The organism is Streptomyces sp. NPDC002690 (assembly GCF_053592415.1).
On the sequence record NZ_JBSFVR010000114.1, the window covers coordinates 1 to 21,049 of the forward strand.

Annotated in this window: 16 protein-coding genes; 8 read left to right on the plus strand and 8 right to left on the minus strand. The window is 71.9% G+C overall.

The genetic code is table 11. The annotated features are described in order from the left end of the window. Positions 1-179: 179 nt before the first annotated feature. From ACWD3D_RS16550 to ACWD3D_RS16560, 3 genes are all read left to right on the plus strand, one after another. The gene (locus ACWD3D_RS16550) at positions 180-515 is read left to right on the plus strand and encodes a hypothetical protein (protein ID WP_451461561.1); all 336 of its coding nucleotides are present in this window, start codon (positions 180-182) and stop codon (positions 513-515) included. Between the two features lie 102 nt (positions 516-617). Continuing rightward, positions 618-1,241 carry a GNAT family N-acetyltransferase gene (locus ACWD3D_RS16555; RefSeq protein ID WP_451461562.1) on the plus strand — a complete coding sequence of 208 codons (624 nt, stop codon included), beginning with the start codon at positions 618-620 and terminating at the stop codon, positions 1,239-1,241. Between the two features lie 9 nt (positions 1,242-1,250). Further along, a complete protein-coding gene (locus ACWD3D_RS16560; RefSeq protein ID WP_451461563.1) occupies positions 1,251-1,487 on the plus strand; it encodes a hypothetical protein in 237 nt (78 codons plus the stop codon). 112 nt (positions 1,488-1,599) lie between these two features. On the opposite strand, the gene ACWD3D_RS16565 is transcribed toward ACWD3D_RS16560, so the two are convergent. Together ACWD3D_RS16565 and ACWD3D_RS16570 are read right to left on the minus strand one after the other, a co-directional pair. After that, positions 1,600-3,294, minus strand: a complete 1,695-nt coding sequence (locus tag ACWD3D_RS16565) for an AMP-binding protein (RefSeq protein ID WP_451461564.1) — start codon at positions 3,292-3,294, stop codon at positions 1,600-1,602. 91 nt (positions 3,295-3,385) lie between these two features. Then, positions 3,386-4,570 carry a winged helix DNA-binding domain-containing protein gene (locus ACWD3D_RS16570; RefSeq protein ID WP_451461565.1) on the minus strand — a complete coding sequence of 395 codons (1,185 nt, stop codon included), beginning with the start codon at positions 4,568-4,570 and terminating at the stop codon, positions 3,386-3,388. A gap of 187 nt (positions 4,571-4,757) precedes the next feature. On the opposite strand from ACWD3D_RS16570, the gene ACWD3D_RS16575 reads away from it, so the two are divergent. Continuing rightward, entirely contained in the window at positions 4,758-5,630 is an 873-nt protein-coding gene (locus ACWD3D_RS16575; RefSeq protein ID WP_451461566.1) for a DMT family transporter, read from the plus strand. A gap of 91 nt (positions 5,631-5,721) precedes the next feature. On the opposite strand, the gene ACWD3D_RS16580 is transcribed toward ACWD3D_RS16575, so the two are convergent. Then, positions 5,722-7,248, minus strand: a complete 1,527-nt coding sequence (locus ACWD3D_RS16580; protein ID WP_451461567.1) for an MFS transporter — start codon at positions 7,246-7,248, stop codon at positions 5,722-5,724. A gap of 269 nt (positions 7,249-7,517) precedes the next feature. On the opposite strand from ACWD3D_RS16580, the gene ACWD3D_RS16585 reads away from it, so the two are divergent. Further along, a complete protein-coding gene (locus tag ACWD3D_RS16585) occupies positions 7,518-10,010 on the plus strand; it encodes an endonuclease/exonuclease/phosphatase family protein (RefSeq protein WP_451461568.1) in 2,493 nt (830 codons plus the stop codon). Positions 10,011-10,233: 223 nt separating this feature from the next. After that, positions 10,234-10,809 carry a hypothetical protein gene (locus tag ACWD3D_RS16590; RefSeq protein WP_451461569.1) on the plus strand — a complete coding sequence of 192 codons (576 nt, stop codon included), beginning with the start codon at positions 10,234-10,236 and terminating at the stop codon, positions 10,807-10,809. Between the two features lie 15 nt (positions 10,810-10,824). Here ACWD3D_RS16590 and ACWD3D_RS16595 read toward each other — a convergent pair whose 3' ends face one another. The 3 genes from ACWD3D_RS16595 to ACWD3D_RS16605 are packed head-to-tail and all read right to left on the minus strand — an operon-like array spanning position 10,825 to position 13,362. Beyond that, entirely contained in the window at positions 10,825-11,841 is a 1,017-nt protein-coding gene (locus ACWD3D_RS16595) for an alpha/beta fold hydrolase (RefSeq protein WP_451461570.1), read from the minus strand. 19 nt (positions 11,842-11,860) lie between these two features. After that, the gene (locus ACWD3D_RS16600) at positions 11,861-13,132 is read right to left on the minus strand and encodes a beta-ketoacyl-[acyl-carrier-protein] synthase family protein (protein ID WP_451461571.1); all 1,272 of its coding nucleotides are present in this window, start codon (positions 13,130-13,132) and stop codon (positions 11,861-11,863) included. Beyond that, positions 13,129-13,362: an acyl carrier protein gene (locus ACWD3D_RS16605; protein WP_358756248.1), complete on the minus strand. Its 234-nt coding sequence runs from the start codon at positions 13,360-13,362 to the stop codon at positions 13,129-13,131. Before ACWD3D_RS16605 ends, ACWD3D_RS16600 begins: the two co-directional genes overlap by 4 nt. Before the next feature lie 324 nt (positions 13,363-13,686). Between ACWD3D_RS16605 and ACWD3D_RS16610 the strand changes: the two genes are divergently transcribed. Both ACWD3D_RS16610 and ACWD3D_RS16615 read left to right on the plus strand, forming a co-directional pair. After that, entirely contained in the window at positions 13,687-14,418 is a 732-nt protein-coding gene (locus ACWD3D_RS16610; RefSeq protein ID WP_451461572.1) for a nitroreductase family protein, read from the plus strand. A gap of 220 nt (positions 14,419-14,638) precedes the next feature. Next, positions 14,639-16,198 carry a peptidoglycan recognition protein family protein gene (locus ACWD3D_RS16615; RefSeq protein WP_451461573.1) on the plus strand — a complete coding sequence of 520 codons (1,560 nt, stop codon included), beginning with the start codon at positions 14,639-14,641 and terminating at the stop codon, positions 16,196-16,198. Positions 16,199-16,305: 107 nt separating this feature from the next. On the opposite strand, the gene ACWD3D_RS16620 is transcribed toward ACWD3D_RS16615, so the two are convergent. Both ACWD3D_RS16620 and ACWD3D_RS16625 read right to left on the minus strand, forming a co-directional pair. Then, a complete protein-coding gene (locus ACWD3D_RS16620; RefSeq protein WP_451461574.1) occupies positions 16,306-19,989 on the minus strand; it encodes a S8 family peptidase in 3,684 nt (1,227 codons plus the stop codon). A 170-nt stretch (positions 19,990-20,159) separates the two neighbouring features. Beyond that, positions 20,160-21,049: XdhC family protein (locus ACWD3D_RS16625; RefSeq protein WP_451461575.1), on the minus strand; the 890-nt coding region annotated here is incomplete at its 5' end.

Consider the following 21,049-nt stretch of genomic DNA (forward strand, 5'->3'; position numbering starts at 1 on the left):
CGAGTCGGTGATGGGGGCGGTGGACGGTGTCCTCTCCGAGCTGATGGCCTCCTCGCACTGGGAGCGCGCCTCGGCGCTGGGCATCGGCAGCGCGGCCCGCGCACATCCCGCTCCCCCGCACCGCGCCCCGCCCGCGCGCGCCCTTCCGCCCCATACCTGTCCGCACCGCGCGGGACGCGGTGACGGCGGCGGGGCTGTACCTCGGCTGGCTCGGCTTCCGGGGGATCGTCCAGCCGGACGAACGCCCGGCCTCGCGCATCGATCTGCGGGCCGACGGGGCGATGGCGCAGGTCGAGACCTCGACCTGCCCGACCGGGGTGCGCGAGATCGAGTGCCTCTGGCTGAACGCGCTGAGCGAGTCCGTGTCCGGGATCTTCTTCTCGCTCGCGGGATACGAGGACGCGGCCACGCAGCGGGCGGACCTGGTGTCGATGCCACTGTTCGCCGTGGACCTCACCGGTATCCCGCGGCCGGCCAACGGCGCCGCCGAGGAGTTGCTGAGCGCGGGGGCGTAGAAGACGCTGTACGGAACTCCCTACGGCCCGGCCCGTAGCGACGCCGACACGGCATGACGAGAAGCCCTCACCTTCCGGTGGGGGAGGGGTCACACTGGCCGTATGCGCATCCGCTCCGCCAGACGCTCCGATCTCCGCCGGCTCCAGGACATCGAGCGCGCCGCCGGGGAACCGTTCAGAGCCCTCGGAATGGCAGACGTCGCCGACGACGAGCCGCCACCCCTCGGACTGCTGGAGAGTTACCGGGCCGCCGGACGCTGCTGGGTGGCGGCGCACCCCCATGCCCTCGACGACGACAGGCCGGTCGGCTATCTGATCGCGGACCCGGTGGACGGCGCCGCCCACATCGAGCAGGTCTCGGTCGATCCGTCGGCGGCCCGGCTCGGCATCGGCCGGGCGCTCATCGATCACGTCGCCGGATGGGCGGAGAGCCAGGGGCTCACCGCGCTCACCCTGACGACCTTCACCGACGTCCCGTGGAACGCGCCGTACTACGCGCGCATCGGTTTCACCGTGCTGAGCGAGGACGAGCTCACCGAAGGGCTGCGGCGGATCAGGGCCGAAGAGGTGGGCAACGGCCTGGACCGCCGGCCCCGCGTCTGCATGCGCCGCGAGCCCGCGCGGATCGTGCTGCCGCGGCCCGCCGGCCTGGCGACGGTCGCCCCGCCGCCCGCCCGGACACCGGGCCGCACCGCCCGGGCCGACGTTGTCAGTGGCGAACGCTAGCCTTCCGTCATGGCATTGACGTCGCGTCACTCCTCGTCCGGCACCCCTTCCCCGAACGATCCTCCGACCCCGGGCAACCCCTCGCAGCCTGCCGGCCCGTCCGCGGCCGAGACCAACGAGGCCATCCGCGCCTTGGTGGACTCCCGCGCCGGGCGCGACTGGTCCTCGGAGGCTTACGAGGTCCTGCTCATCGAATGGGCGGCTGCGACACGGGGTCCTGGACCGGAAATAGTCAAAGCCGCCTGAGGGCTGTCCGTCACTCGTGGTCGACCGGTGTGGGCGAGGTCGGCCTGAGGCCGCGTGGGCCCACAAAGCCCCGGGCGCGGGCCGGTTCACTCGTCGCGGGCCACGCCCCCGCTCACCGCAGGTCGCCCTCGACGTACTCCGTTCCGGTCGAGCGTGCGGTCCGCTCGCGCAGCTCGACCCGGCGGATCTTGCCGGAGATGGTCTTCGGAAGCTCCGCGAACTCCAGTCGTCGCAGCCGCTTGTACGGGGCGAGGACGGCCCTGGAGTGCTCGAACAGCACCTTCGCGGTCTCCGGCCCGGGCTCCCAGCCCTCGGCCAGTACGACGTACGCCTTCGGCACCGAGAGCCGGACCGGGTCGGGGGCGGGAACGACCGCCGCCTCGGCGACCGCCTCGTGCTCCAGCAGGGCGCTCTCCAGCTCGAAGGGCGAGATCTTGTAGTCGGAGGACTTGAAGACGTCGTCGGCGCGGCCGATGTAGGTGATGTATCCGTCCTCGTCGCGCGAGCCGATGTCACCGGTGCGGTAGTAGCCGCCGGCCATCGCCTCGGCCGTACGCTCCGGGTCCCCGTGGTAGCCGGTCATCAGCCCGATGGGGGCGTCGGCGAGGTCGAGGGAGATCTCGCCCTCCGTGGCGCCGGGTTCACCGGTGACGGGGTCGAGCAGCTCGACCTTGTACCCGGGGGTGGGGCGGCCCATCGAGCCGACTTTCACCCGCTGGCCGGGCGAGTTGGCGACCTGGACGGCGGTCTCGGTCTGGCCGAAGCCGTCCCGGACGGTGACACCCCACGCCCGTCGTACGGTCTCGATGACTTCGGGATTGAGCGGCTCACCGGCCGCGACGACCTCGCGCGGGGGGTTGGCGAGCCGCGTGAGGTCGGCCTGGATGAGCATCCGCCAGACGGTCGGCGGCGCGCAGAAGCTGGTGATGCCCGACCGGTCCATCTCCGCCATCAGCCGACTCGCGTCGAAACGCTGGTAGTTGAAGATGAAGACGGTCGCCTCGGCGTTCCAGGGGGCGAACAGGTTGGACCAGGCGTGCTTGGCCCAGCCGGGCGAGGAGATGTTCAGATGGACATCGCCGGGCCGCAGCCCGATCCAGTACATCGTCGCCAAGTGGCCGACGGGGTACGACACATGGGTGTGCTCGACCAGTTTGGGGCTGGCGGTCGTGCCGGAGGTGAAGTACAGCATCAGCGGCTCGTCGGGGAGCGTCTCCCGGTCCGCCACGTACACCTCGGAGTGCTCGTCGGCGCCCGCGTAGGGGAGCCAGCCTTCCGGGACCCGGGTGCTGTCGCCCGCACCGCCGACCGCCATGCGTGTGTAGGAGCCGGGCACGTCGTCGAACTTGGCGGTGTCCTCCGCGCGCACGATCACGTGGGCGACCCTGCCCCGCTCGACCCGGTCGCGCAGGTCGAGTGGTCCGAGCAGCGGGGTGGCGGGGATGACCACGGCGCGCAGCTTCATCGCGGCGAGCGCGGTCTCCCACAACTCGGCCTGGTTGCCCAGCATGACGAGGATGCGGTCCCCTTCCCGCACCCCCTGGGCGGCGAGCCAGTTGGCCGCCTGGTTGGAGCGGGCCGACATCCGGGCGAACGACATCTCGGTGCGGCGGCCGTCCTCCTCCACGATGTGCAGGGCGGTACGGTCGTTGCCCTCGGCGATCACGTCGAACCAGTCGAGGGCCCAGTTGAACCGGTCGACCCGGGGCCAGCGGAATCCCTCGTAGGCGGTCGCCCAGTCCTCGCGGTGCTGGAGCAGGAAGTCCCGGGCGGCCCGGAACGTCCCGGTCGCGCTGGTTGCCGACATGTGTCCTCCTCGTTGTGGACCCGAACCGGTCGCCTCACCCGATTCAACCAGCCCCTCCTGCCCCAGGACCCCGCCGGTACCCGAGGCGGGTTCACTTCCCGGAGCCCCCGGAGCCCCCGGAGTCCCCGAAGTCCACGAAGTCGGCGAAGCGGACGTCGTGCGCGCCCGCGTCCGTCATCACGGTCAGCAGGCGTACGGCCTCCTCGGCGACGGCCTCCCGGTCCGCGCGGCCGAGCCGGCCCAGCGGCTGCACGGTGGCGGTCGCGGTGTCGTCCGTACGGTCGAGGCGCCAGATCGCGGCGAGGAATCCGTCGACGAGTACGGTTCCGTACGCCTGGTTCCCCTTGCCGTTGCGCCCGTTGAACTCGGCCGGAATGACCCGGGTGCGGTCGGCGTGGCCGAGGAGGACGTTGTCGAACTCGGGCAGGAAGCGCGGCGGGGCGGGGACGTCCGGGTCGGGGCGCGGGGCGTCGGGGAGGTCGAAGAGTTCGACGCCGTTCTCGTCGCGGAAGGTGAGGAGTCGCGGCCTCAGCCGGTCGAAGACCTCGCGCATCCGGGTGAGCCCTGCCCAGCTCTGGAGGTCCTTCACGGAGGCGGGGCCGAATGCGGCGAGGTAGCGCAGCACCAGGGTGTCGGGGGCCAGGTGGTCCGGCGCCGGACGGCCGAGCCAGTGTTCCAGGGTGGTGAGCGTGACCTGCCCGCTCCGATCCCAGAGACCCCGGGGCGTGGTCTGCGCCAGCGGGAGCGCGCAGCGGGCCGCCACGGTGAGGGCGAGCGGGTCCGCGTCCGGCCATTCGGTGAGGAGCGCGGTACGCAACTCCTTGACCGTGCGCGGCCGTTCTTCGACGAGTGTGCGGCTGATCTCCTTGAGCCGGTCGAGGTCCACCCCGGTGAGCCCCTGCCGGAAGAGTTTCAGTTCGCGGTCGCGGGCCGGCTGGACGAGCGGGCGGACGGTGAGGGCGTCGTCGGCGGTGTGGGTGTGGATCGTGGAGCGCAGGGTGACGATCCGTACGACCTCGCGCGACTCCATCAGCGCGGAGAGGTCGGCGGGGTCGAAGTCGGCGAGGCGCGAGAAGAGCTGGAAGTAGGGCGGCCGGGTGTTCTGCGCCTGGAGTCCGACGAGGTGGGCGACGGCCGCCTTCGGTGACATCGTCGACCGATCCAGCAGGAGCTGGCGGTGGAGCGTGGCCCGGTTCAGCGCGCGGGCGGAGAGGACGGCCGGGCGCGCAGGTCCTGCGGCGGGGCGGGGTCCGGGAGGGTTCTTCGGAGCGGCCATGTCCGGCACGGTACGCGGACTCGCGGACAGTTCTTGTCCGCAAGGAGCGGTCGTTCGGTGGATGTCCTTCGGCCGGCTGCGGCGCCGCGTGGCACCCGCTCTCCGGCGGCCGTTGCCGCGCCCGGCCGACACACTCGGGCAGCCCGTGTGACCGGGGCGGGAGCGGGTCCGCCCGCATGATGGACCGGTGATCAGCGTCCTGTTCGCCATCCTGACCGCGCTCAGCAATGGCGCCGCCTCGGTCCTCCAGCGCCGGGCGGCCGTCAACGTGCCGGACTCCGCGGCGATGCGCCTCTCCCTGTTCGGCCATCTGCTGCGCCAGAAGGTGTGGCTCGGCGGGATCGCGCTGGTGATCGTCGCGGCCGTCTGCCAGGCTGTGGCGCTCGCGACCGGACCGATCGCGGTGGTGCAGCCGATCTTCGTGATCGAGCTTCCCTCGACCCTGCTGCTGGCCGGGTTCGTCATGCGCGTCCGGGTCCCGCGTCAGGTCTGGTACGGCGTCGCCGCCGTGACGACCGGCCTCGCCCTGGGCATGGCGTCGGCCGCCCCGGGCGGGGGCCACGACACCGTGCGGGGCACCGACTGGATCGTGGCGCTCCTGGTCACCGGGCTGTTCGAGGCGGTCCTGATCGTGGCCGCCCTGGCGTCCCGCCGCAACACCCGCGCAGCTCTGCTCGGTCTCGCCGCGGCCTGCGGTTACGCGCTGACGGCGGCTCTGATGAAGGACGCCATGGCCCGGCTGGAGGGCAACGGCGGGGTGACGCAGCTCTTCGCTTCGTGGCAGCTCTACGCCACCGCGGCAGCCGGGGTCGGGGCGCTGTACCTGCTCCAGAACGCCCTCCAGGCGGGCACGCTGGTGGCGGTCCAGCCGATGCTGACGCTCGGCGACGCCCTGATCAGCATCCTGTACGGGGTGACGCTCTTCGGGGAGACGCTGCGCACCGGCTGGTGGCTGTTGCCGGAGCTGGTGGCGGTGGCCCTGATCGCCGCGGGCTGCCTGGAACTCTCCCGGTCGCCCCTCGCCTCAGGGAACCCGCTGCCCGCGTCCCGCGTGAAGTAGGCGGTGTCCGGTACGCCGGTCACGCCCCGCCGGCCCGGCCGGGCGTCGGTCACGCCCCGCCCGTCGCGCCCCGCCGGACACGTACCGCCCGTCACGCCCCGCCGGTCGCCCCCGCCCCCTTGCCCGTACGCCTGCCGTGGCGGCGCCCGGCCACCACGTCAGCGACCGCCGCGAGGAGTCCGGCGCAGACGAAGGCGACCGAGACGATGAGGCCGTGGTCGTACGCGGTGGCCCAGCCGTCGCCGGTGACCTGGGCGAAGAAGACCGCTCCGACCGCGGCGATGCCGATCGCCGAGCCGACGCGCTGCCCGGTCTGCAAGGTGCCGCCCGCGCTGCCCGCGTGGGCCACCGGCACGTCGGAGAGGGTGAGCGTCTGGTTGGGGGCGATGACCAGGCCGCTGCCGATCCCCCCGAACAGCAGCGGGGCCGCCATCGCCCAGCCCGCGTTGTGGCCCGGCACCTGGTGCACGGCGAGGGCCGTCCCCGCCAGGCCCACCGCGACCATGGCCAGCCCCACGACGACCAGTGGGCGCCCGAACCGCCCCACCAGCCGCCCGCCGATCATGGCCGAGAGGCCGGAGCCGACCGCGAACGGAGAGATGGCCAGGCCCGCCTGGAGGGCGCTGTAGCCGAGACCGGCCTGGAGATAGAGCGTGGTGATGAAGAAGATCGAGGTGAACCCGGCGAAGTACAGCAGGATCAGCAGGCAGCCCAGCCAGTACGAGCGCAGCCGGAAGAGCGACAGGTCCAGCACCGGCTGCGTACCCCCGCCCGCGCAGCGCGCCTCCCAGGCGACGAAGGCGGCGAGCAGCGCGGCGGCGACGAGGAGCAGCAGCCACTTGCCGTTGCCGTGCCACTGCTGGGCCTGGACGAAGGGCAGCAACAGGCAGAGCACGCCCGCGCCGAGCAGCAGCACGCCGAACGGGTCCAGGTCGCGGGCGCGGACGTGGCCCGCCGACGGGGTGTCGGGCAGCAGCTTCCGGGCCAGCAGGAGGCAGACGACGCCGAGCGGAAGGTTGACGTAGAACACCCAGCGCCAGCCCTCCTCCGCACCGGCCAGCTGGATCAGCAGCCCGCCGAGCAGCGGTCCCACGGCGGTGGAGATGCCGACGACCGTGCCGAACAGCCCGAAGGCCCGACCGCGTTCGCGCCCGGAGAACATCTGCTGGATCAGGGCGGAGATCTGGGGCGAGAGCAGACCGCCCGAAAGTCCCTGAACCAGTCGGGCGACCACGAGCCAGAGGCTGGACTGGGCCGCTCCGCACGCGGCGGAGGAGAGCGTGAACAGGGCGAGCCCCACCATGAACACCGCGCGCCGCCCCCGTGCGTCGCCGAGCCGCCCGGCCGGGATCAGGAAGAGCCCGAAGGCGAGGGCGTAGCCGGACAGCACCCACTGGAGGTCCGATTCCGGGGTGTGCAGGCCTTCCTTGATGGACGGCAGCGCCACGTTGACGATCGACACGTCCAGCAGGGTCATGAAACCGGCAACCAGGCAGACCGCGAGGGCCCGCCAACGGTTGGGGTCGGGTTCCTCCTGCCCGGAGCCGCGGGAGCCGGAGGGGGAACCGGGGGGTGTGCCGCGCCCCCGCGGACCGGGACGCGCCGCGCTCGGAGTCATGCTTCGGACCCTACGGGGTGTCCCGCCGTCCTCGGCGGATCAGCGCGCGGCGTCGGGCGCGGTGCGTCACCCGGTCCCGGCCGTGCCGTCCGTACCCGCCGGGTGTCCCCCGCCGTCCGCTCCTTCGTGCTCGAACACATCACCGTCGGGTACCCGCCGCACCGGCAACTCACCCACACGATGCGGGGAATTAACCTCTGATGCCTTGTCATGCATGTTCTACGCGCATAGCTTTCTGCTCTCACTACACATTTTTGGGGGCAGTACCCGTGCAGATATCCAGAGCCCGTTCGGCCGCGCTGGCCGGTGTCGTCGCCGTCGCGCTGTCGGTGACGGCCCTGCCCGCAGCCTTCGCCGCCCCGTCCGCGAGCGCCGTGATCTCGGAGGTCTACGGCGGCGGAGGCAACTCGGGCGCCACGCTCACCCGTGACTTCATCGAGCTGGGCAACGCGGGCGGTGCGGCGTTCGACCTCTCGGACTACAGCGTCCAGTACCTGCCCGGTACCCCGTCCGCCGGCTCGCTCTGGCAGGTGTCCCCGCTGGCCGGCTCCGTCGCCCCGGGTGGCCGCTACCTCGTGGCCGAGTCCGCCGGTACGGGCGGCACGGTCGCACTGCCCACCCCCGACGCCACCGGCACCGTCGCGATGGCCGCGGGCAGCGGCACGGTCGCTCTGGTCTCCGGTACCACCCCGCTCACCTGCAAGACCGCGGCCGACTGCGCCGTCGACACCCGGATCGTCGACCTGGTCGGGTACGGCTCCGCCGTCGTCCGCGAGACCGCCCCGGCCCCCACGCCGTCCGCCACCGCCTCCGTGGCCCGTGGTGCGGCGCAGGCCGACACCGACGACAACTCCGCCGACTTCGCCGCGGGTGCCCCGACCCCGGTCAACACCGCCGGCCAGACCTCCGGCGGCGGCTCCACCGACCCCGGGGAGCCGAGCGGGCCCACCGAGCCGGGCACCGTCCGGGTGCACGACATCCAGGGCACCACCCGCCTCTCGCCGCTCGACGGCCAGACCGTCACGGGGGTGCCCGGCGTCGTCACCGGCATCCGTACGACCGGCTCGCGCGGCTACTGGCTCCAGGACACCGCCCCGGACGCGGACGCCCGCACCAGCGAGGCCGTCTTCGTCTACACCGGATCGGCCGCCCCCGGCGTCGTCGCCGGTGACTCCGTCCTGGTCAGCGGCAAGGTCGACGAGTACTACCCGGGCACCGGCGCCCAGTCCGTCACCGAGATCACCGCCCCGAAGACCACGGTGCTGTCGCACGGCAACGCCCTGCCCGCCCCGGTCGTGCTCGACGCCTCCTCGGTCCCCGCCGCGTACACGCCCACCGCGGGCGGCGGCTCGATCGAGGCGCTCTCGCTGGAGCCGGACACCTACGCCCTCGACCTGTACGAGTCCCTCGAAGGCGTCCGCGTCCGGATCGCGGACACCCGGGTCGTCGGCGCGACGAACTCCTACGGCGAGATGTGGGTGACGGTCAAGCCGAACGAGAACCCGAGCGCGCGCGGCGGCACGATCTACACCTCGTACACCGACCAGAACACCGGGCGCATCGAGGTGATGTCCCTGGACACCGCCAAGCCGCTCCCCGCCGCGAACGTGGGCGACGTGCTCTCCGGCACCACGACGGGCGTCCTCGACTACGTCTCCTTCGGCGGCTACGCCCTTCAGGCCACCGAGGTCGGCACCCGGACGGACAACGGGCTGAAGCGCGAAGTCACCCGCAAGCAGAAGAAGAAGGAACTCGCGGTCGCCACGTACAACGTGGAGAACCTCGACGCGCTGGACGACCAGGCCAAGTTCGACACCCTCGCCTCGGGCGTCGCCGTCAACCTCTCCTCGCCGGACGTGGTCTCCCTGGAGGAGATCCAGGACGACAACGGCGCCACCAGTGACGGCACGGTCGGCTCCGAGGCGACCCTGAAGCGCTTCACCGACGCGATCGTCGCCGCCGGCGGCCCGCGGTACTCCTGGCGCTACATCGCCCCCGAGGACGGCAAGGACGGCGGCGAGCCCGGCGGCAACATCCGTAACGTCTTCCTCTTCAACCCGAAGCGGGTCTCCTTCGTGGACCGCCCGGGTGGTGACGCGACGACCGCCGTCTCCGCGGTGGACACCCGCAAGGGCGTCCAGCTCTCCGCCTCGCCCGGCCGCATCAACCCGACGAGCGCCGCGTGGGCCGACAGCCGCAAGCCGCTGGTGGGCGAGTTCCGCTTCGACGGCAAGACCGTTTTCGTCATCGGCAACCACTTCGCCTCCAAGGGCGGCGACCTGCCCCTGCACGGCAAGAACCAGGACCCGGAGCGCAGTTCGGAGGTCAAGCGCATCCAGCAGGGCGCCGAGGTCAACGCCTTCGTCAAGTCACTGCTGGCGGCGGACAAGTCGGCCAAGATCATCACGCTCGGCGACCTCAACGACTTCGCGTTCTCCCCGGCCGTGGCCGCTCTGACCGACGGCAAGGTACTCAAGCCGCTGATCACCACGCTGCCCGGAGACGAGCAGTACAGCTACGTGTACGAGGGCAACTCCCAAACGCTGGACCACATCCTGACGAGCCCCGGTGTCCGCCGCCTCGACTACGACGTGGTGCACATCAACGCGGAGTTCTCCGACCAGGCGAGCGACCACGACCCGCAGATCGTCCGCGTGAACCTCGGCGGCGACTCGGCCAAGGACGACAAGAAGCACGACGACAAGAACCACGGCAAGGGCAAGAACGACGACAAGGACAAGGGGCACGGCAAGGGGCACTGACCCCGCACCGTCGACCACGGAGGGCCGTCCGCTCGCGGGCGGCCCTCCGCCGTACCCGACCACGAGACACCGCGCCGGACGGAACCGCCGTGCACCACTTTCCCCCGGGGTGCAACCGAACGGCCCTCCCGGCGCGCCCAGTAGGTGGCGGGCGACGATCGTCAACTCGCCCTGCGGAGGGCCAACAGGCCTTCTCCGTGCGGAGATTCACCACGGGGGAACCATGATCGGCACAGCTGGAACGGGCAGACGCACAGGTGGCGGCGGACGGCGGTACGCCCTGGGCGGGCCGATGGTGCTCGGCATCGCCCTGCTGCTGGCACTCGCCGGCTGCGACGGCTCGAAGAGCGAGCCGTCCGCGGCCTCCACGCCTTCCACCACGGCCCCGGCAACCGCCTCACCGGCCGATACACCGTCGCCGTCACCGACGCCACAGAACCCGGACGCATGCGCCGACGCGACCGGCCACGCCCTGCGCCTGCTCGGCCACCGCATCAGCCAGGACATCATCTACGTCTCCGCCGAGGAAGGCGCCTGGGACTGCTCCGATTCCTCGGTGCCCCAGTGGAAGGCGAGCGGCGGCAAGCACGACATCCGGATCACCGAGACGGCCCGGATCGAGGTGGCGCGGCCCTTCAACTCGTCGGACACGGATCAGCCGATCGAACTGGCCCGCTTCCTGGAGCAGCTCGACACGCTCGCCGACCGCTCTCCCGATCCGCTGGTGTTCGGCTACACCCTGGACCCGGCCGACGGCTCGCTGGTCCAACTGTCCCAGCAGCCCCGGCCGACGGCGTAACCACCCGGCGGCTTCTCAGGCCCCGGTCCGGGGGCCGGACGCGGCGTACGTCCGCCGGGCCGCCGGACCGGGCCTCCGGTCGGCGGGGAGCGGGCGGTCCGTGAAGAAGCGGGCCGCCAACTCGGCCACGTCGTCGGCTCGTTCCAGAACCACCCAGTGGTCGGCGTCGGCGAGCGTGAGGAATCGGCTGCCCTCGACACTCGTCGCGAACTCCCGCTGGCGTTCCGGCGAGGTGACCGTGTCGTGCTCGCCGGCGAAGACCAGCGCCGGCACCCCGGTGAGCCCGCCGGAGAAATCGGGGCGGTCGCCCAGGGCCCGTACCAGCGAGTCGGCGGCGTGCGGCGAGGTACGCAGCGCGTGCAGGAAGGACCGCCGGACGTAGCGCTGGGCCAACGCGCCCCGGTGGACGTACCGTTCGGGGTCCGTACACATCAGGGCCTCGGCCGCGAGGGTGGCGAGGCCGTCGGCGTCGCCTGCCGTCATCCGCTCCACCGCCCGCTGCCAGAGGGCGCGTTGGGCCGGTGAGATGTGCGTGGGGACCCCGCCCAGGGCGATCCGGGCGACCCTGCCGGGGTGGTGGCGAGCCCAGTCGAAGGCGATCGCGGTGCCGTACGAGAAGCCGAAGAGGTTGATCCGAGGCGCGCCGAGGTCGTCGGCGATCCGGGTGACCGCCTCACGCAGCAGTTCCGCGCTCGGTCCGGGCGGTAGCGCGCCGGCGCTTCCCATGCCGGGGAGGTCGGCGGTCACCACGTCGGCGAACGGGCCGAGGTGGTCGTCCATCTGGGGCCACCCGTGCATGCCCTGGAGCGCGCCGCCGAGTACCACGACGGGCTCGGTGACGGGGCCGGGGCACTGGGCCGCACCGGCTCCGGGCGCCTCGTGCGGGCCCGGCACCCGAACGGCGTCCGGACCGGCGCCGGGGCCCGGTACGTGCACCGGCCCCGGGCCGCCGGGGCCGCCGCCACACCTCAGCAGTCGGTAGGCGAAGGGCACCCCTTCCACCGACAGCGAGCGGATGATCTCCTCGCCCATGGTGCGTTCTTCTCCTGTCTCAGGCCCGGGTGAGAATCAGGGCCGCGTTGTGGCCGCCGAAGCCGAGCGAGGTCTTGGCGGCGTGATCGAAGGTGTGCGGCCTCGCCTCCTTGCCGACCACCTCGACCGGGATCTCGGGGTCCGGCGCGTCGAGATTGACGGTCGGCGGGATCAGTTGGTGCTGGAGCGCGAGGACCGTCAGGGCCGTCTCGATGCCTCCGGCGGCCCCGAGGGTGTGGCCGGTCATCGCTTTGGTCGAGGTGACGAGGGCCTGGTCGCCGATGACCCGGTGGAGCATGGTCGCCTCGATGAGGTCGTTGGCGACCGTCGAGGTGCCGTGCGCGTTGACGTGGCCGATGTCCCGGCCGGTGAGCCCCGCGTCGGCGAGAGCGGTGCGCAGCGCACGTTCGACGCCCAGGCCGTCGGGCTCGGGGGCGACGGTGGAGAAGGCGTCGCTGGCGGCGCCGTAGCCGCTGACGTGGGCCCGGACGAGAGCGCCCCGGGCGCGGGCGTGGTCGGGGTGTTCCATGACCAGCAGTCCGGCACCCTCGCCGACGACGAAGCCGTCGCGGTGGGTGTCGAAGGGGCGGCAGGCGGAAGCCGGGTCGTCCCGCCGGGTGGAGACCGCCTTCATCTGGCAGGCGCTGGCGATCAGCAGCCGCGAGCAGACCGATTCGGCGCCGCCCGCGATCACGATGTCGCAGGCCCCGGTGCGCAGCAGTTGGTGTGCCGTGCCGATGGCCACGGTGCCGGAGGAGCAGGCGGTGGAGACGGCGAGGCTGGGGCCGTGGACGGTGAGGTCCAGGGTGACGCTGCTGGCAGCGCCGTTGACGACGACGAGGGGGGCGAGCTTCGGCGAGACCCGGCGTGCGCCGCGCTCGCCGAGGGCGGTGTGCTGTTCGTCGTAGAACGGGAGTCCGCCGTGGGCCGAGCCGATCACGACGCCGACCCGGGCACTGTCCCAGACCGAGGGGTCGAGGCCTGCGTCCGCGACGGCCTCGCGGGCCGCGATGACGGCGAGTTGGGAGAACCGGTCCATCAGCCGCTGTGCGGCGATGCCGAGTTCGGCCCGGGTGTCCAGGCCGGTGACGGTGTAGAAGAAGTCGCAGGGCAGACCTTCGAGTTCGCTGCGGTGCGGCACCGAGGGCCCGTCTCCTTCCCCCCGGACCCCGCGCCACGAGGCGTCGGTGCCGACACCGGCGGCGGTGACCAGGCCGATGCCGGTCACGGCGGCGTGGAACGGCTCCGGACGGGGACGCGGCCACGGACCGGGGGCCGGCCGGCCCGTCACGCGGTGACCTTGTCGTGCACGGCGGAGACGAGCCGGCCGACGGTGTCGCGGGAGGTGATCTCGACGTCCTCCAGGTCGACGTCCATCCGGTCCTCGATGAGCAGTCTCAGCTCTTCCAGGGCGAGGGAGTCCAGACGTAGCCGACGGAGCGGCACATCGTCCCCGATCGACTCGGGGTCCGTACCGAAGTTCGACACCAGCAGGTCGGTGATGTGTTCCGAGGTGCTCATGGCGCGCTCCTCCGCTCGGTGACGCGGTGACGCCTGCCGCGTGGGGGATGAGGTGGGCCATCGGGGGACGCCGGCTGCTCCGAAGGGCCCTTTATACGCCTTCGCTGAGCATGATCGGCCCCGCGTTCCCCCGTGCGGTGGGGGTCTGGGCAGGTGTGCGAATCCCCGGGTACCGACCGGGGGCCACCCCACCGTGTGTTCCTGCCGGACGGCCCGTCGGTGTTCCTGCCGGACAGCCCGCCGGCGCTCTTGACCGGGCGGCTCTCCGGCGGACATCCAACGCGCCCGCGCGTTCCCTCATTTGGCCCCGTACACTCCGCGATCATGACAACGGAATCACTGCCCCGGGAAGAATCGGCGACCGAGGACCCCGCCCTCTTCGCCACCATGTCCACCATGCGCGCCATGCGACGGCTGTCGCCCGAGCCGGTGCCGTGGGAGACGCTGGAGCGACTGGTACAGGCTGCCGTGTGGGGTCCCAGCGGCGGCAACATGCAGGCCTACGAGTACGTCGTGGTCACCGACCGCCAGGTGATGGCGGATCTGGCACCGCTGTGGAAGCGGTGCGTGGACGCCTATCTGGCGACGACCGGGAAGTACGCGCCGAAGGGCATGGACGACGCGGCGTACGGCCGGATGGTCGCGGCCATCGAGTACCAGCGCGACCACTTCGCCGACACGCCCGCACTCGTCGTGCCGTGTTACCGGTTCCCCGAGCCCCGCCTGGACGAGGAGGGCCTGATCGCCTCCGCGGTGGCGCTGGGGCCGGTGGCGACCGAGCGCCTGATGACCACGCAGGACCGCTTCCAGGCCCTGGCGGAGGGCTCCTGCGTCTATCCGGGGGTGCAGAACCTGTTGCTGGCGGCCCGGGGCCTGGGTCTCGCGGCCAACGTCACCATCTGGCACCTGATGCTGGAGGAGGAGTGGAAGGAAGCACTCGGCATCCCCGAGGAGATGCGGACCTTCGCCGCCGTCCCGGTGGGGTGGCCGAAGGGGAACTTCGGCCCCGTACGGCGCCGCCCCGTCGCCGAGGTCGTGCACCGGGACCGCTGGTAGCCCTCGTTTCCGGCGCCCGCCCCCGTCCGGGTGGCGGGCGCCCACATGTCTCGACAGTTCGTCAGTTCCATTGCTCCGATGAGGTGTTGACCCGGCGCGCCGCACCGGGGCGTCGTTGTCATGCATTCTTCACATGGATAGCCTGTGCGCGCTCGGCAGCCCTTCGCCCACCCCACCGGGACCGAGGGCTCCCTCTCCCCCCACACACGCAGGAGCAGACATGCCCAGACGCCCCGCGGCCCCCGCGCGCCGTCGCGCCTCCGCCGCCCTGGCGGCCCTCACCGTCGCGGCCGTAGTAACGGCGGGAGCACCGGCCCTGGCCTCGGCCGCGCCGGACCCGACCGCCGGCTCCCTGAACCGGGCCTTCGCCCGCGCCGCCGCGGAGTACGGCGTACCCCGCGACCTGCTCGCGGCGGTCGGCTACGGCGAGACGCACTTCGACGGCCACCACGGACTCCCCAGCCAGGACAACGGCTACGGCGTCATGCACCTGGTGAGCAACCCGACCAACCGGTCCCTGGAGAAGGCCGCAGCCCTCACCGGCGCCTCGGCCGCCCAGCTGCGCGAGAACACCGCGACCAACGTGCTCGGCGGCGCCGCCGTGCTCCGCTCGTACGCCGACTCCCTCGGCCTCGGCAGGAACGAGCGGCTCGACGTCGACTCCTGGTACCCGGCCGTCGCCCGGTACGGCGGTGCCGACGGGCCGGCCGCCGCGCTCTACGCGGACACCGTCTACTCCTTCCTCGCCGGAGGTCTGCGCGGCCGGACCCCCGAGGGCGAGGAAGTCACCGTCACCTCGCGTCCGGTCTCCCCCCAGAAGGGCACGCTCGCGCCGCCGGACGTCAGCACCCGGTCCGCGGACTACCCCTCGGCGCTCTGGGTGCCCGCCGCCACCACGAACTACCGGGTGGGCCGGACCGCGGACATCGACAAGGTCGTCATCCACGTCACCCAGGGCTCGTACGCGGGCTCGATCAGCTGGTTCCAGGACCCCGCGGCCGTGGTCAGCGCCCACTACGTGATCCGCTCCTCGGACGGCCAGATCACCCAGATGGTGCGCGACAGCGACACCGCGTACCACGCCAAGAGCGCCAACGCCTCGGCCCTGGGCATCGAGCACGAGGGCTGGATCGACGACCCGAGCTGGTTCACCGACGCGATGTACCGCTCCTCGGCGGCGCTCACGCGTTACCTCTGCGACCGGCACGGCATCCCGAAGGACCGGACGCACATCATCGGGCACAGCGAGGCGCCCGGAAACGACCACACGGACCCGGGCCCCTACTGGGACTGGACCACCTACATGCAGCTGGTCGACGGGGCCACCGGTGGAACGACGGACGCGCTGAGCTTCTCCTCCTACACGACCCAGCAGTCCGGCTCCAGCGGCTCCCAGGTCAAGGCCGTGCAGCAGCTCCTCAACACCCAGGGGTACGAGGCCGGTGCGCAGGACGGGGTGTTCGGCGCCGAGACCAAGACGGCGGTCCAGAACTTCCAGCGGGCCCGCGGACTGAGCGCGGACGGCATCGTGGGCGCGAAGACCTGGACGGCACTGCTGTCGGCGGGTGCCACCCCGGATCTGCGGCAGGGCAGCACCGGCGACGACGTCAGGCGCCTCCAGCGGTCGCTGACGGCGGCCCTCGGCTCGACCGTCGCCATCGACGGCGCATTCGGATCGGGTACCGCCACCGCCGTCCGCACCTTCCAGACCGACCACGCACTGACGGTGGACGGCATCGTCGGCGCGGCGACCTGGGAGGCCCTCCAGGCGGGCGGCTGATCGTGCCGTCCGGCCGATCCGGCCGGACGGCACGCGAGAACGGTGGCCCCGTACCCCCCGGTGGTACGAGGGGTACGGGGCCACGGGCGGTTCTCAGCGCACGGAGGTCACTTCAGGCCGAAGGCCCGGATGATCTCCTCGTCCACCGCGAGGCCGTCCGGGCCCTCGGCGTGCGCCCTGAGGGAGACCGAAGAGGCCCCCTTCTTCGGCGGGGTGAACGTCGCCGTCCACTGCCCGGACGCGGTCCTGCTCAGCTTGACGGTGCTCCACGTGGCGCCGTCGTCGTAACTGACCTGCAGAGAGGCGCTCGTCGCCTTCACCGCGCCGTCCAGCCAGGCCTGTGTCCCGGCGCCGAGGCCGAGTTCGACCCGCTTGCCCGCCTTCACGTCACCGGCGAGGTCGGTGTCGACGTCGAAGTCCAGCTGGATCAGCGGGATGTCGGCCTGGGCGTAGCCACTCTCGCCCGGTGCCAGCGCCCCGGACCGGAACGACCACTCGCTGTGGGTACGGATGGAGGACTTCCAGGTCCCGGCGTCCCGACGGGAGTCGAGGACCAGCCGGTACGGCAGCTTCTCGGGCGACAGCTCCCAGGCGTACCCCGCCCGGCCCGCACCTTCCTTGATCAGGGTGTCCCCCTGGTAGAAGGCGTAGCTGGTGGTGTCGTACTCGTCCTCCGGCATGGATCCGGAGTGCCCGTCGCCCGAGTCGGTCCACGGGGTGATGTTGAACTGCATGTCGTCGTAGGAAGTCCGGAAGGGGCCCCAGTAGCCGGTGCCCAGGCGTGGGGAGGTGACCGGGGCGAACCACTCGTCCCGGTAGGTGCGGCCCGCCGTGTAGTCGAGCGAGGCGCTGCGCATCTGGGCCGCGAAGTCGGTGGCGGTGGCGTTGAAGACGGAGTGGTCCTCGTACCAGAAGGAGTCGCCCGGCAGCGGGGTGACCCACTCCTCGCGGACACCGGGGTAGCTCTCGTACTCGTCGAATCCCACGCCCGGGCCGTACTCCGGGATGTCGTAGCGGTAGCCGGCGCCGAGGGTCTTCTTCGCGCCGTAGAAGGTGTTCTCCACCTTGGCGAGCTGGCGGGTGGACGGGGTGAACGCGAGGGATCGGTCGGGGATGGTGCCGTCGTGGCGGTCCACGAGGTCGTAGAGGTAGTCGGCGAACTTCTTCTGGTCGACGTCGATCTTCTTGCCGCGCTGGGCGGCCCTGATCAGGGACTGTCCGGCGACGGTCTGTGCGGAGGCGACCGGAATCGCCGACTCGGTGCCCCACTCGGTGTAGGACTCCATGGCCACGCCCCGGCCGTCGTTGACGACGAAGAGCGCTTCGGCACCCGCCGCGAGCGCGTTGGCGAGCCGGTCGGCGGGGGCGACTGCGTCGCTGCGGGTGATGACCACGGCCTTGCCCTTGGCACGGAGTCCCTTGTAGGCGGCGGCACTTCCGTCGCCCGCGTAGACGGCGCCGAGCTTCTGCTCGCGGTCCTCGGCGACCACGGAGCCGACCTGCGGGGTGACCGGGACGTCGTCACCGTCGGCCGCGACGTCGATCAGTTCTTCGCCCAGGCGCCAGCGGGTCAGGAAGCTGAAGCTTCCCTGGGTGACCTTCTTGGTGGGGGCGGCCCACAGCTCGTCGTAGGTCAGCGGGATCTGGTAGAGGTCGCGCTGGACCAGACCGCTGGGCGAGGTGCGGGCCATGTCGTAGCGGAGTTGGCGGGTCTCGGACTCCTGCGGGGCCTTCGCGCTGATCTTTCGCGCCTTCGACGCGTCGAGGGTGATGGTCTTCGGCCCGGTGCCGAGGATCGTCTCGGGTACGGCGAGGAAGGCGAGCGCCTTGGAGTCGGTGCGGTCACCGTCGATGTCGAGTGTGGACCAGGCGGAGTAGTTGCCCGGGGGAAGCCGCAGCGTGGTGTCGCCCGAGACGTTGACGACGCTCAGTGTGGGGTCGTCGAGTGCGGCGAAGACGACCTGGCCGTCCGCCGGTTCGCCCGCGCGGTCACGGAGCTGGATGGTGAGGTCGTAGCGCTCCTCCTCCTTGGACACCGCGAAGCCCGTGTGGGCCACGGTCGCGCCGGTCGCGTCGGTGGCGAGCACCTGGCCCGAGAAGAGGGTGCCCGCGTCGATCCTGGACGGGTCGACCGAAAGCACGGCTTCGGCGGACGAGCCCGCCGGGACGGTCAGTTCCGGGGTGGAGAGGGTGTACGCGTCGGAGTCCGAGTCGGTCGCCAGACGGAGCGTGACGTCCTGCTTGCCGGTGTTGGTGTAGGTGATGGTGCGCTCGGCCACCTCGTCGGAGGCGTCGTGCGGCCAGGCGTAGTCGGCGACCTCGACGGAGCCGGTGGCCTCGATCGTGGTGTCGATCGCTGCCTTCACGTCGACCCGGCCGGTGCCCTGCTCGTACGGGGTGTACGCGGGAAGCTGCTTCGACGTGCTCATCAGCGCGTTCTTGACCCGCTGGCCGGACCAGTCGGGGTGGCGCTGCTTGAGGATGGCGGCGGCACCGGCGACGTGCGGGGTCGCCATCGAGGTGCCGTCCATCGACTGGTACATGCCCTCGATGCCGGGGACCGACTGCGAGGCCGCCGCGTTGATGCCGACGCCCGGGGCGGACACGTCCGGCTTCAGACCGTGGGTGTTGATCAGCGGGCCCATGGAGGAGAAGTCCGCGCGGTTGTCCTGCTTGTCGACGGCGGCGACGGTGAGCGCATCGGCAGCGGAGCCGGGCGCGCTGATGGTGCCCGCTCCGTAGGAGTTGCCGGCCGCGATGACGAAGAGCGGACCGCCGTTCGCCGAGAGGGCGTTGACCGCCTGGGCCATGGGGTCGCCGCCGTCGTCCGGCACCGGGGCGCCGAGGCTCATGGAGACGACGTCGGCGCCTTCGGCCTTCGCCCACTCCATCGCCTCGATGATGCCGGAGTCGGCGCCCTCGCCGCTGTTCCCGAGCACCTTGCCGATCAGCAGTCCGGCTCCGGGGGCGACGCCCTTGTTCAGCCCGCCCGATGCCGCGCCGGACCCGGCGACGGTCGACGCCACGTGGGTGCCGTGGCCGTTCTTGTCGTCCACGTCCTCGCCGGGGACGAAGCTCTTCGACTCCAGGACGCGGTCCTTGACGTCCGGGTGGTCGGCGTCGATACCGGTGTCCAGGACCGCGACCTTGATGCCCGTGCCGTCGTACCCCTCCGCCCAGGCGGCGGGGGCGTTGATCTGCGGCACCGATTCGGACAACAGGGCCGTCGAACGGCCGTCGAGCCAGAGCTTGGAGATGCCCGCGTCCAGCGAACGGGCCTTCTGTGAAACGGAGATGTCGTCCCAGAAGGTGCGAGCGTCCGCCTTGTCGGCGGTGAGTGCCGCTCCGTGGATCGACTCCAGGGTGCGCGTCTTCCTGGCGCCGTCCGGCGCGGCGGGCAGCGAACGCGCCACGGACTGCGGGTAGGTGGCGATCAGCGGGATACCGCCGGTCCGCTCGTCGTCGTACCCCATGCCGATCAGCGCGGAGATGTTGAAGAGTCTGCGGTCGAGCTTGCCCGCGGCGAGGAGGGAGGTGGCCTCGTCGGGCAGTACGTAGAGGTCGTCGCCGGACTGCTGCACGTGGACGCCGCCGGTCGCGCCGTCCGGGCGGTCGACCGTGACGGTGCCGTCGTCGCCGGCTCCGGCGCCCTCGACGTAGTGCACCACGTCGCCGGTGACGAGGGTGATGTCGTGGCTCTGGGGTTCGGCCGCCTGCCGGGAGTGCGCGGCCGAGGGCTGGGGGTTCGCCGAGTGGGGGGACGCCGAAGCGGAACCGGCGGCAGGAAGCATGACACCGCTCACGAGCGCGACGGAGGTCGCTATGAGGAGGAGCGTGCGTCCCTGACGAGCGGGTCTCGCCCGGCCGGAAACGGAGGGGGCTGAAAATGTCATGGTGCTGATCTACCGGTAAATGGCCGGCGGCAAAGCGGTTTCGTACTGGCAGGAAGCCGCCGTGGCGGCTAACCGCCCGGTACGGAAAGGGCGTTCAGGGAGGTGATGTCCAAAGAGGCGACATCCATGAGGCCGGTGCCCGAGGGGCCGCTGTCCGAAGGGCCGGTGCTGGAGGGAGCCGCACCCGCGGACGGGGCCGGTGCGTGATGGATCGGGGTGCGGGCGCCGGTGAGCCGTGCCCCGCTGCCGCCGTGCCGCTCCGCGACGATCTCCGCCATGATCGAGAGGGCGGTCTCCTCGGGCGTCCGCGCTCCGAGGTCCAGCCCGATCGGCGAGTGCAGACGGCCCAGTTCGCCCTCGGTGACGCCCTCGTCCCGCAATGCCGCCTCCCGGTCCCGGTGGGTGCGCCGCGACCCCATGGCGCCGATGTACCCGACAGGCAGCCGCAGGGCGGCCTTCAGCAGCGGCACGTCGAACTTCGGGTCGTGGGTGAGGACGCAGAGGACGGTACGCGCGTCGACCTCGGCCGTCGCGAGGTAGCGGTGCGGCCAGTCGACGACGATCTCGTCGGCCTCGGGGAAGCGGGCGGCCGTGGCGAAGACGGGCCGGGCGTCGCAGACGGTGACGCGGTAGCCGAGGAACGCCGCCGCCCGGGTCAGGGCGGACGCGAAGTCGACGGCCCCGAAGACGATCATGCGGGGCGGCGGCACGCTCGACTCCACGAGCACGGTGACGGGCCGGCCGCACCGTGAGCCGTCCGCGCCGACGGTGACGGCGCCGGTGCGCCCTGCGGCCAGCATCGCCCCCGCCTCCGCGACAACCGCCCGGTCGAAGGCATCCACAATGCCTGAGTGACCGTCATCAACGGTGCCGGTGACGTCGTTCGTCGGTCGCCCCGGCCGAGGGCCGCAAGGCAGTGGACGAGGTCCAGTCGGGCGACATTGAGAAGCCCGAGATC

Excerpts from the sequence above, each read along its gene's own strand:
- ACWD3D_RS16555 (WP_451461562.1), top strand. The coding sequence starts at position 618 with ATGCGCATCCGCTCCGCCAGACGCTCCGATCTCCGCCGGCTCCAGGAC.
- ACWD3D_RS16560 (WP_451461563.1), top strand. The coding sequence starts at position 1,251 with ATGGCATTGACGTCGCGTCACTCCTCGTCCGGCACCCCTTCCCCGAAC.
- ACWD3D_RS16565 (WP_451461564.1), bottom strand. The coding sequence starts at position 3,294 with ATGTCGGCAACCAGCGCGACCGGGACGTTCCGGGCCGCCCGGGACTTC.
- ACWD3D_RS16570 (WP_451461565.1), bottom strand. The coding sequence starts at position 4,570 with ATGGCCGCTCCGAAGAACCCTCCCGGACCCCGCCCCGCCGCAGGACCT.
- ACWD3D_RS16580 (WP_451461567.1), bottom strand. The coding sequence starts at position 7,248 with ATGACTCCGAGCGCGGCGCGTCCCGGTCCGCGGGGGCGCGGCACACCC.
- ACWD3D_RS16590 (WP_451461569.1), top strand. The coding sequence starts at position 10,234 with ATGATCGGCACAGCTGGAACGGGCAGACGCACAGGTGGCGGCGGACGG.
- ACWD3D_RS16595 (WP_451461570.1), bottom strand. The coding sequence starts at position 11,841 with ATGGGCGAGGAGATCATCCGCTCGCTGTCGGTGGAAGGGGTGCCCTTC.
- ACWD3D_RS16605 (WP_358756248.1), bottom strand. The coding sequence starts at position 13,362 with ATGAGCACCTCGGAACACATCACCGACCTGCTGGTGTCGAACTTCGGT.
- ACWD3D_RS16610 (WP_451461572.1), top strand. The coding sequence starts at position 13,687 with ATGACAACGGAATCACTGCCCCGGGAAGAATCGGCGACCGAGGACCCC.
- ACWD3D_RS16615 (WP_451461573.1), top strand. The coding sequence starts at position 14,639 with ATGCCCAGACGCCCCGCGGCCCCCGCGCGCCGTCGCGCCTCCGCCGCC.
- ACWD3D_RS16620 (WP_451461574.1), bottom strand. The coding sequence starts at position 19,989 with ATGCTTCCTGCCGCCGGTTCCGCTTCGGCGTCCCCCCACTCGGCGAAC.